8 protein-coding genes are annotated in these 8839 nt (G+C 72.9%); 6 read left to right on the top strand and 2 right to left on the bottom strand.

Annotated features, from left to right (window positions below):
• Positions 1 to 78: 78 nt before the first annotated feature.
• Both DQW06_RS06660 and DQW06_RS06665 read right to left on the bottom strand, forming a co-directional pair.
• Positions 79 to 2871, bottom strand: coding sequence for an ABC transporter permease (locus DQW06_RS06660; RefSeq protein WP_117198149.1), 2793 nt, complete (start codon positions 2869 to 2871; stop codon positions 79 to 81).
• A gap of 5 nt (positions 2872 to 2876) precedes the next feature.
• A complete protein-coding gene (locus DQW06_RS06665) occupies positions 2877 to 3644 on the bottom strand; it encodes an ABC transporter ATP-binding protein (protein ID WP_117198150.1) in 768 nt (255 codons plus the stop codon).
• A gap of 334 nt (positions 3645 to 3978) precedes the next feature.
• On the opposite strand from DQW06_RS06665, the gene DQW06_RS06670 reads away from it, so the two are divergent.
• From DQW06_RS06670 to DQW06_RS06695, 6 genes are all read left to right on the top strand, one after another.
• On the top strand, positions 3979 to 5265 hold the full coding sequence (locus tag DQW06_RS06670; protein WP_041552766.1) for a sensor histidine kinase: 1287 nt from the start codon (positions 3979 to 3981) through the stop codon (positions 5263 to 5265).
• A complete protein-coding gene (locus DQW06_RS06675; protein WP_013153800.1) occupies positions 5240 to 5899 on the top strand; it encodes a response regulator transcription factor in 660 nt (219 codons plus the stop codon). Before DQW06_RS06670 ends, DQW06_RS06675 begins: the two co-directional genes overlap by 26 nt.
• A gap of 108 nt (positions 5900 to 6007) precedes the next feature.
• Positions 6008 to 6439, top strand: a complete 432-nt coding sequence (locus DQW06_RS06680; RefSeq protein WP_117198151.1) for a hypothetical protein — start codon at positions 6008 to 6010, stop codon at positions 6437 to 6439.
• A gap of 196 nt (positions 6440 to 6635) precedes the next feature.
• Positions 6636 to 7340, top strand: coding sequence for a beta-ketoacyl-ACP reductase (locus tag DQW06_RS06685; RefSeq protein ID WP_013153798.1), 705 nt, complete (start codon positions 6636 to 6638; stop codon positions 7338 to 7340).
• Positions 7341 to 7423: 83 nt separating this feature from the next.
• Entirely contained in the window at positions 7424 to 8188 is a 765-nt protein-coding gene (fabI, locus tag DQW06_RS06690) for an enoyl-ACP reductase FabI (RefSeq protein WP_013153797.1), read from the top strand.
• Between the two features lie 208 nt (positions 8189 to 8396).
• Positions 8397 to 8839, top strand: a 443-nt coding sequence (locus DQW06_RS06695) for an SDR family NAD(P)-dependent oxidoreductase (RefSeq protein ID WP_117198152.1), incomplete at its 3' end; no start/stop codon positions are given.

The raw sequence follows: 8839 nt of genomic DNA on the forward strand, positions 1-8839 counted from the left end.
CCCTTCCGCCCGGAGGCGGAAGGGGGCCCTCGCGTTTCCCGTCGCGGCGACGCGTGCGCCCGCGGAGGGCGTGACCGCCTACTCGCTGGCCAGCGCCCCCGTGATCGAGGTGGCCGCCGCCCGGCGGGCGGGCAGCACCGAGGCCAGCAGCCCCGCCAGGACCGCGACCGCGATGAACACCCCGATCTGGCCGAAGGGCACGGTGAAGACCATGTCCGGCATGACCGAGGCCCCGGCCGCCCAGCCGAACACCACGCCCAGCACGATGCCGATACCGGCGCCGATCAGGCACAGCAGCACGGCCTCCACGCTCAGCATCCGGCGCAGCTGGCCCCGGGCCAGCCCCAGCGCCCGCAGCAGCGCGGACTCGCGGGTGCGCTCCAGCACCGACAGAGCCATGGTGTTGGAGATACCGAACACCGCGATGATGATCGCCAGGCCCAGCATCGCCGCGATGGTGTAGAAGGCGATGTCCAGAACCTCGGAGAACTGGTTCTTCATCTCGGCGGCCGACGCGACCTGCATGGTCGGGTGGTCCTCGACCGCGGTGTAGACCGCGTCGCGCACCTCGGCGGCGTCGGCTCCCTCGGCGGCGCGGATGAGCAGCATCTCGTCCTCGTCCACCGACGGGAAGGCCGCGGCGAAGTCCTCCGGGTGCAGGGTCACGCCCGTCAGGGACTGCATGTCCTCCACGACCGCGACGATCTCCACGGACAGGTCCCGGCCGTCCTCGGCCGGGAGGGTGAGGGTGTCGCCCACCCCGGCGCCCTCGGCGTAGCCCTCCGTCACCGTGGCCCGGCCCGGACCGATGTCGGTCACGTCGCCCTCGACGGTGTCGCTGGTGAGGTCGACGCCGACCTCGGCGCCCGGGTAGGTGTAGACGGGGACCGACTGGCCGCCGTCCGTGTCGACGTAGACGCTGCGCTGGCCGATGACCTTGCCCAGGGCGGACTGGCCCTCCAGCGCCACCCGGACCTCGTTCGGGATGGTGGGGAACCGCGGCTCCTGGGCCGCCCCGGCCTCGGTGCCGCCCTGCGTGCCGGAGTCCTCACCGGCGGACGCGCCCCCGGTCGGCTCCGCGGGCTCGGCGGGGCCCTCGGCACCGTCGGCGGGAGCCTCTCCGGCCGCGCTCTCCTCGCCGTCGGCGGGAGCCTGCCCGGCGCCTGCGGACTGCTCGGAACCCTCGCTCCCCGCCGGGTCCTCGGCTTCCTCCGAGCCCTCGGCCGTCTCGGTGGCGGTCCCCGTCCCCTCCATGGAGAACTGCGGGGAGACCTGGTAGTCCACCGGGAACTGCTCCTCCAGCATCCGGGTCATGGTCGTCTCGACGGAGGCGCTGACCACCGAGTACCCGGTGATGAGGGTCGCGCCCACGGTCAGGGCGATCATCGCGGTGGCCGCGCGGCGCGGGCTGCGGGTGGAGTTGTCCACCGCCAGCATGCTCGGCACGCCCACCTTCCGCAGGGGCACGCCGACCAGGCGCACGATGCCGCGCACCAGCAGCGGGCCCAGCACGACCACGCCCACGAACGCGATGAGGGCGGCGGCGGTGACGATGACCGGGCCCATCGTGCCCGGTCCCATCATCTGGGTCAGGCCCACCAGGGCGGCCGCGACCGCGAAGGTCACCAGGCCGAAGACGACGCGGACCCAGCCGGTGCCCTTCTCCAGTCCGGCGGCGGTGGCGCTGGTGCGCAGGGCCGCCAGCGGCGCCACCCGGGTAGCGCGCGTGGCCGGGACCATCGCGGAGAACACGGTCACCACGGTTCCCACGGCCAGTCCGACCAGGACCGCCGTCGGCGTGACCACCACGGGCACCGCCTCCCCGGAGCCCAGCAGCGGGCCGCCGTAGGTCGCACCGGCCATGCCGACGCCCACACCGGCCAGCACGCCCAGGGCGGAGGAGACCAGGCCCACGACCACCGACTCGGTCAGCACCGACCGGAAGACCTGGCCGCGCTTGGCGCCCACGCACCGCAGCAGGGCCAGCTCGCGCTGGCGCTGGGCGATGAGGATGGCGAAGGTGTTGTAGATGACGATCCCGGCGACGAACATCGCGATGAAGGCGAACAGCAGCAGCGCGACGCGCAGCATCTCCGCCTGGCCGCCCACGCTCTCGGCCATGTCCAGACCGAACTGCTCACCGGTGCTCACCTCGGCCGCGCCCCCCAGCTCCGCGGCGACGGCGTCGGCCGCATCCTGCGGGGTGTGGCCCTCGGCGGCGAGCACGTCGATCTCGGCGTAGTCCCTCACGCCGGCCATCTCCCGGGTGGTGTCCGGGTCGAAGACGACGGCGCCCCCCATGCTGTAGGCCGGGTCCACGCCGAACTCGACCAGCCCGGTGAGGGTGAAGTCGCGCTTGTCCCCCTCGGCGTCGAGCACGGTCACCGTGTCGCCGACCGCGAAGCCGGTCTGCTCGGCGGTGGAGGTGGCCAGGGCGATCTCGTCCCTGCTCGCGGGCAGCGAGCCCTCGTCGGCGGAGAAGCGGCTGACCTCGCCCAGCCCGACCGCGGCGGGAGGCACGAAGCCGACCGCGCGGCCGTCGGCGTCCAGGAGCACGGCCTCGCCCTTCAGGAGCCCGCCCGCCTCGGCGACCTCGGGCAGCGCCCGCACCGCGTCCAGCTGCTCGTCGGTGAACGGAACCGGCTCCTCGGGCGGCTCCGTGCTCTCGGGGTCGAACTCGGGCTCGGTGGGCACGGCGATGGCGTCCACGCTGGTGGCCGAGCCCATGACGGACTTCTCGTAGCTGGCGTTGAGGGTGTCGGCGAAGACCATGGTCCCCGACACGAACATGACCCCCAGCAGGATCGCCAGCACGGTGGTGACGTACCGGGACTTGTGCAGACGCAGCCCGGCGAGTGTGGTGCGCAGCATGTCCCTCAGGCCTCTTCCAGCTTCAGCAGCCGCGCGGAGACCAGCTCGGCGGTGGGTTCGACGACCTCGTCCACCAGACGTCCGTCGCGCAGGAAGACCACGCGGTCGGCGTAGGAGGCGGCCACGGGGTCGTGGGTGACCATGACGATGGTCTGGTTCAGGTTGCGGGCCGAGTTGCGCAGGAACTCCAGCACCTCGGTGCCCGAGCGCGAGTCCAGGTTGCCGGTGGGCTCGTCGGCGTAGACGACCTCGGGCGCGTTGAGCAGGGCGCGGGCCACGGCCACGCGCTGCTGCTGGCCGCCGGAGAGCTTGGCGGGCAGGTGGTTGAGCCGGTCGCGCAGGCCCACCACGTCGATGATGTGGTCGAAGCGCTGCTTGTCGACCCCGCGCTTGGCGATCTGCGACGGCAGCAGGATGTTCTGCTCGGCGGTCAGCATCGGCAGCAGGTTGAAGGACTGGAAGATGAACCCGATCCGGTCGCGGCGCAGCAGGGTCAGCTCGGCGTCGCGCAGGCCGGTGATCTGGGTGCGGCCCAGGTGCACGGTGCCCGAGGTGGGCACGTCCAGTCCGGCCAGGCAGTGCATGAGGGTGGACTTGCCCGACCCCGAGGGGCCCATGATCGCGGTGAACGCGCCCCGGTGGAACTCCACGTCCACCCCGGCCAGGGCGTGGACCTGGCTGTCGCCGGTGTCGTAGGTCTTGGTGAGGCCCCGGGCGACCACCACCGGCGGTGAGGTGACCGTCGGGTCGGGCTTCACGGTGAACTCGGTCACGGCAGACAGCTCCAGGAATCGGGGATGGTGTGCGGGCCGGACGGGCTCTCCGTCGCGGCTGTCCACAACGCTAGGTCCGCCCGCCCGGCCCGGGCGTCCCCCGCGGGGCCGATTCGCGACTCGGCCAAAGGAACGGTGGCGGGCGGGTTCGCGACTCCTTCGTCTGGCCGGCGCACCGACTTTCGTCGGGGGTCGTCGGAGCACCCTCCGTCACGGGCCCGCCACGCGCCCCTGCCGGCCTGGGCTTTCGCGGGCGGACCGACGATCGGACCGCGCGGGACCGGGCGCGGCGCGCGCACGGGCCGACCGGGTGCGCCGCCGTAGACTCCCCAGCATGAGGAGCTGGGTGAGCGACCGGGGCAGGGACGCCGGCGCCCTGTGGAACAAGAACCGGGAGTGGTGGTGGGCCCGCCGCCTGACCATCGCCGACTGGCTCTACGCCGTGCTGCCGCTGCCGTTCAGCTGGGTACTGCAACTGGTGGGCAGCACGCAGCTCGGCCTGTTCGGCGGGCTCGTCCCCGCGCTCCTGGCGCTCCTGGCCAACGTGAACATCGCGTTCGCCCTGGCCGCCGGGGTGGTCCTCTACGTGATCCCGGTCGTGTTCGCCGGTGCCACGGTCCTGCTGCGGCGGAGCTTCCCGCAGTGGATGCTCGTCACCGCGCTCGTGCTGCTGCTGTGCTTCGCCAACTTCGTCCCGGCCGTGATCGCCCTGTACTCGTACTCGGTGTACCAGGGCAACCGTCGCCTGCTGGTGGGCTGGTTCGCCCTGTACAGCCTGGCCATGGTCGTCGCCTACGAGGCCAACCCCCTCGGCCAGGTCTTCCTCATCGGGATGCTGCTGGTCGTACCGATGGTCTTCGGCCTGTGGGTGGGCACCCGCCGCCAGCTCATCGACCGCCTCCACGAGCGCGCCGAGCGCCTCGAACGCGAACAGCACATGATGGCCGAGCAGGCCATCACCGCCGAGCGCACCCGCATCGCCCGGGAGATGCACGACGTGGTCGCCCACCGGGTCAGCCTCATGGTGCTGCACGCGGGAGGGCTGGAGGTCTCCGCCGAGGACCCGCGCACCGTCGAGGCGGCCGGGCTCATCCGCACCACCGGCCGCGAGGCCCTCACCGAACTGCGCGGCATCCTCGGGGTGCTGCGCGACGACACCGACGCCGCGCCCACCGCCCCCCAGCCGGTCCTGTCGGACCTGGACCGCCTGGTGGGGGAGTGGCGCGCCGCCGGGATGCCGATCGACCGGGAGGAGAGCGGCCGGGTCCGCCCGCTGCCGACGGGCGTCCAGCGCACCGCCTACCGGATCGTCCAGGAGGGGCTGACCAACGCCGCCAAGCACGCGCCCGGCGCCGCCGTCACCCTGCGCCTGCACTACGCCGACCGCCAGCTGGAGGTGGAGGTGGCCAACGCGCCCGCCCGGGGCCCGGCCTCGCCCATGCCCCGCAGCGGATTCGGTCTGACCGGGCTGCGCGAGCGCGTCGTGCTCTCCGGCGGAAGCCTCAGCGCGGGGGCGTGCCCCGACGGCGGGTGGCGTCTGCGCGCTATCGTGCGAACCGACGATCCATCCGGTACGGAGGAAGAGGTTTCCGAAGGTGATCCGCACGCTCCTGGTCGATGACGAACTCCTGGTCAGGTCCGGCCTGCGGATGATCCTGGACTCCGCTCCCGACATCGAGGTGGTGGGCGAGGGCGGCGACGGCGCCGAGGCCGTGCGCCTGGCCGAGGAACTCGCCCCCGACGTGGTGCTGCTCGACATCCGCATGCCGGGCACCGACGGGATCACCGCCGCCGCCCGCCTGACCGCCCTGCCCCGGCCGCCCCGCGTGGTCCTGCTGACCACCTTCGACCTGGACGAGTACGTGCACAGCGCCCTGCGGGCCGGTGCGGTGGGCTTCCTGCTCAAGGACACCCCGCCCCGCGACCTCATCGGCGCGGTGCGCACCGTCCACGAGGGCAACGCGATGCTCGCGCCCAGCGTGACCAAGCGCATGCTCGAACGCTTCGCCGCGCCCGCCCCCGCCGACTCCGCGGCGGGCCGCGCCGAGGCCGTGCGCCGCCTGTCGGTGCTCAGCGAGCGCGAGCGGTCGGTGCTCCTCGCGGTGGCTCGGGGCCGGTCCAACGCCGAGGCGGGCCGCGACCTGGGCATGCGCGAGGCCACGGTCAAGGCCCACGTCAGCCGCATCCTGGCCAAGCTGGACATGTCCAACCGGGTGCAGGCCGCCATCCTGGCCCACGACGCGGGCTGGGCCTGAGGGCGGACCGGTGTGAGCGGCGGGCCGGACTCCGGGACGGGGCGGGGCCGTCTCCCGCCCCGGATAGGGTCGCTGTCGACCTCGTTCCCCCAGACGAAGGAACCGACCGTGCCAACGCTCCCCTCCTGGCACAGGAAGGTCCTGCCCCGCGTGCTCGGCGGGTGGGGCCTGCTCATGGCCGCCTTCACGGGCAGTTTCGTGGTCAGGCTCACCGAGTCGCCCACGCTCCTGGCGCTGTACGCGTCCGCGGTCCTGGCCGGGTTCGTCTGGTTGGACCGCCGGGGCGTCGTCTTCGGGGAGGATCCGTATCCGGGCTCGTTCGAGCGGCGACCGCCCGCGGGGCACGCACGGCCCCTGTCGGGCATGCGGGCGGGGCTGGGCCACATCGCACTGGTGATCCTGTCCTGGATGGTTTCCACGGGGTCCGCGCACACCTGGCTGCTGAGCCCCGGCACGATGCTCATCCTGGCGGTCGTCGTCGGCGTACCCCGACCACCGGAGGCCGAGGACGGGGAGGAACAAGGGGACCCGCGTCGGTGACACACCTCACCGCCGCCCGCCGTGCTCGGGGCGTCCCCCCAGCGTGTCCGGAATCCCCGCACATGGGCGGATCGGCGCCCCTGTTCGCCTCGGTTGCGTCTACCGCCGGGTAGCTCGGTACGCTGCAATGCGATCCCACCCCCCGCAACACCACGTCGTGGCTGATCACAGCAGCCGCAGGAGAAGAGGAGCCCCTATGTCGCGCTCGGTACTGGTCACCGGCGGCAGCCGCGGAATCGGCCTGGCCATCGCCCGTGAGCTGGCCGCGGGCGGAGACGACGTCGCCGTGACCTACCGCTCCGGCGAGCCCCCGGAGGGTCTGCTGGGCGTCCGTTGCGACATCACCGACTCCGCCCAGGTCGACGCCGCCTTCAAGGAGGTCGAGGAGGCGCAGGGTCCCGTCGAGGTGCTCGTGGCCAACGCCGGCATCACCAAGGACCAGCTGCTGGCCCTGATGAGCGAGGACGAGTTCTCCTCCGTGCTGGACACCAACCTCACCGGCGCCTTCCGCGTGGCCAAGCGCGCCGTGCGCGGCATGATGCGCAAGCGCTCGGGCCGCATCGTCCTCATCTCCTCCGTCGTGGGCCTCCTCGGCTCCGGCGGCCAGGTCAACTACGCCGCCTCCAAGGCCGGGCTCGTCGGCTTCGGCCGCTCCCTGGCCCGCGAGCTGGGCTCGCGCAACATCACGGTCAACATCGTCGCCCCCGGCTTCATCGAGACCGACATGACCGCGGCCCTGTCCGAGGAGCGCCAGGCCGAGATCAAGAAGAACGTCCCCCTGGGCCGCCTCGGCTCCTCCGAGGACATCGCCAGGACGGTGGGCTTCCTCGCCGGGCCCGGCGGCGCCTACATCTCCGGCGCCGTGATCCCCGTCGACGGCGGCCTGGGCATGGGCCACTGACCGGGTCCGCCCCCTTTTTCCCTTCAGCCACCGGAAGGGCTCCCCTTCCGCAACGGACCACAGACAGGACGGACGACCCGAACATGGGAATCCTCGAAGGCAAGCGCATCCTCGTCACCGGTGTGCTCACCGACTCCTCCATCGGCTTCCACGTGGCCCGCCTGGCCCAGGAGCAGGGCGCCACGGTCGTGCTCACCGGCTACGGCCGCCTGAGCCTGGTGGAGCGCATCGCCAAGCGCCTGCCCGAGACGCCCCCGATCCTGGAGCTGGACGTCACCGACGACGAGCAGCTCTCCACCCTGGCCGCCCGCGTCGGCGAGCACGTGGACGGCCTCGACGGCGTCGTGCACTCCATCGGTTTCACCCCGCAGGACGCCCTGGGCGGCAACTTCCTCAACACCGCGTGGTCGGACGTGGCCACGGCCATGCACACCTCGACCTTCTCCCTGAAGTCGCTGACCACCTCGCTGCTGCCGCTGATGAAGGACGGCGGCTCGGTCGTGGCCCTGGACTTCGACAACAGCGTCTCCTACCCCATCTACGACTGGATGGGCGTGGCCAAGTCCGCGCTGACCTCCACCGCCCGCTACCTGGCCCGCTACGTCGGCGACCAGAACATCCGGGTCAACCTGGTCTCCGCCGGGCCGCTGAGCACCATGGCCGCCCGCAGCATCCCCGGGTTCTCCGAGCTGGCCAAGCACTGGCCCGAGCGCGCCCCGCTGGGCTGGGACGTCACCAACCCCGAGCCCGCGGCCAAGGCGGTCGTGGCGCTGCTGTCGGACTGGTTCCCCGCCACCACCGGCGAGATCGTCCACGTCGACGGCGGCTTCCACTCCACCGGGGCCTGACCGCCCCGAACGCACCGGCTCCGGCTCCTCCGGAACCGGTGCCCCGCCGTGGGCGTGCGATAGGTTGACGCGGGCGGGCCACCCCCAGGGGGCGGCCCGCCCGTCTGCCGTCGCGGGGCGGGTGCGGCGAGTGCCCGCCGTGTGCCCGAAGAGGTGCGTGCGACCCCGGCAGGCGGCCGTGCGAGCCGAGAGCGAAGGGGACGGGGCAATGGATCTGGGACTGAAGGGGGCACGGGTCGCCGTGACCGGTGCCAGCAGGGGGATCGGCCGGGCCATCGCCCAGCTGTTCGCCGTCGAGGGCGCCGACCTCGCGATCTGCGCGCGCACCCCCGAACCGCTGTCCGAGGCGGCCCGCGAGCTGGAGGAGACCGGCGCCCGCGTGTTCTCGCGCGCCCTGGACGTCACCGACCACGACGCGCTGCCCTCCTTCGTCGAGGACGCGGTGGCCGAACTCGGCGGCCTGGACGTGCTGGTGTCCAACGTCTCCGGCGGCAGCGCGCCCACCCCCGACCAGTGGGAGCGCGGCTTCGCGGCCGACCTGATGCCCTTCGTGCGCCTGACCGAGGCGGCCAAACCCCACCTGCTGGCCTCCGAGCGCGGCGGCTCGGTGGTGCTGATCTCCAGCACCTCGGCCCTGCACACCACCGTGCC

The sequence above is a fragment of the Nocardiopsis sp. TNDT3 genome, assembly GCF_003427465.1.
GTDB classification, from domain to species: domain Bacteria; phylum Actinomycetota; class Actinomycetes; order Streptosporangiales; family Streptosporangiaceae; genus Nocardiopsis; species Nocardiopsis dassonvillei.